This is a genomic window from Bacillota bacterium (assembly GCA_012839765.1).
Lineage (GTDB): Bacteria > Bacillota > Limnochordia > DUMW01 > DUMW01 > DUMW01.
In genome coordinates this window covers 1-2,038 of the sequence record DUMW01000107.1, presented here as the reverse complement: position 1 = coordinate 2,038, position 2,038 = coordinate 1, and the positions used below count along the sequence as shown (strand labels likewise).

The following is a 2,038-nucleotide window of genomic DNA, read 5'->3' as shown; positions in this document are numbered from 1 at the left end:
CCGACTGAATCTTGCCTATGCTCATCACCGGCACCCGGACCTCGTTTTCCCTAAACTCCAGCTCACCAAATTGGGGAAAAGCCGGGCCTTCCTTTAAAATACTGTCCGCGAACAGGTACACTTCCTTCGCTTCCCAGGCCGCTTCATGGGAATGTCGCATGCCCAACTTGATCGCCACTGTAACCGGGGCCTGGATCAGGGAATAACTGAGCCGATGGCTATTTAAAGGATAGGCCTGATCCGTTGTTCCAGTGATCAGAAACAAGGGTACCTGGGCCCGGGACAGAAAGCTTGCGGGGTCACAGTATTGATGCCGTTCAATACGTTGGTCAACGGTCATGCAAGCAAAATAGTCGGACCATTGGCTGTCCACCTGCAAGAAGCCAGCACCATAGACGGAAATGGCGCAGGCAAACCGGGGATCAAGGGCACTCAGAAGACAGACAAGATACCCACCCCAGCTGATCCTTGTCACGCCAATTCGTTCTGGATCAATTACGGGAAAACTCCGCAATAGACTACTTGCCCGGATGCAGGCCGCCACCGCCTGATAGGTCCACGTATTCTCCCAACCCAACCGGAAAAGATCAAAGAACTTGCCCTCATTATCCTGGCGGGGACCGCCGTCGGGTAAAGGTTGTCCGTTAGGACCACAGCCCCCCAGATCCATGGCAATGGCCGCATATCCCCTGTTGTTCCAAAGCTGGACCCACTCCTTAAACGCGGTCCCACCGCCACCGTGAACGAGCACCATCGCGGGTACAGGCACCGAAAGATCCTCGGGAAAACCCAAGTAGGCAAACACTTGGGTCGGTTTACCCAGATAGGGCTCATTTTCATACAGTAGCGACCAGATGTTTCCGTCTCTCTCCAAAACCTGGTAGTTTGGGCTCTCATAGAGTCTTTCCAGGTCCCACAACGGTGACCGGTCTTCCGCAGGGGGAAGCAGGATAACAGGTGTTTGGACCGTGGCCGCTTGCTTTCCCCCCACCCATACCTGTAACTCAATGGCCTCAACGTTTTTAAGCGGTGGAAATTGAAATTCCAAAACCAAAGGTTCTTGGGCATCGAGCCTCACAGTCTCACGTGTGGGGATGAGGAGCCCTTTGCCGTCTTCTGTCCAACAGACACCCGCCACCCCAACCTCCAACTCCTCCACCGGGTGTGGGGAAGAGATCCGCACTGTGCCAAAGACCTTGTCTTCCTCCGTCGAGTACCAATCCACCCCCGACCCGATACAGGTCCACTGGGGTGGCAAATGGACCCGGCCAAACTCAATAGACAAACTGCTTCCATTCATCTCACCCGCCTGTACCTCCTGGAAGAATGGAAACAGGAAGCATAGAACCAACAAGCAGAATCCTTTCGATGCTTTCGCTTTCTCCCTCATCGAAGTCACCCCATTCCCATGTCACCCATGCATGCTTCACCAATCGGGTTAAAGGGTTTACCCGTCTGCCCCCACCCAAGGTCTACCAAGTGCACCAAAACCCATAGGAACCGGCACCAGCTTCGATGACAACCAGTCCATCCCGCTGGCGAACAGCTCGAACTCCCGGGGGCAGATTCTGAACATGTCCATCTTCCAGAAGAAGGCGATCTCCCTCCGCGACTGCCAAGCTACTTAGGTCCGGAAGCTTGATGTAGCCCACACTGTTCCAGGGGATCTCCACTTTTAGTTGAATGCCCTTTTCCTTCCGGGTCCAGTGGACGGTAATGGGCCCCCGCACCGTCTCCAGGGAACAGTGGACGTAGTCCAACTCATCGATGAAAAGGGGCTGGATCTCGAACTTACCGAAGCCTACCCCCTCTTCCGAGGGTCGGATCCCCGCCAGGAAGGTGTAGAACCAGGCTCCCACGGCTCCATACATGGGATGACAGTGGGAATTCATCCGGGCCCCGGTCTCGTATTCCCACCGCTCCCAGATGGTGGTGGCCCCCATGGAAAGCATGTATCCCCAGCTGGGATAGGTGGTCTGGGTCAGGAGCTTGTAGGCCACATCGGCCCTTCCCTCCGCCGCCAACACCTCAAAGATAT

The 2,038-nt window shown here is 55.4% G+C and carries 2 protein-coding genes; both read right to left on the bottom strand.

Annotated elements, in window-relative coordinates; translation table 11 throughout:
* The coding region (locus tag GXX57_10855) for a prolyl oligopeptidase family serine peptidase (GenBank protein HHV45148.1) at positions 1–1,300 on the bottom strand (1,300 nt) is incomplete at its 3' end.
* A 172-nt stretch (positions 1,301–1,472) separates the two neighbouring features.
* Positions 1,473–2,038: hypothetical protein (locus tag GXX57_10850; protein ID HHV45147.1), on the bottom strand; the 566-nt coding region annotated here is incomplete at its 5' end.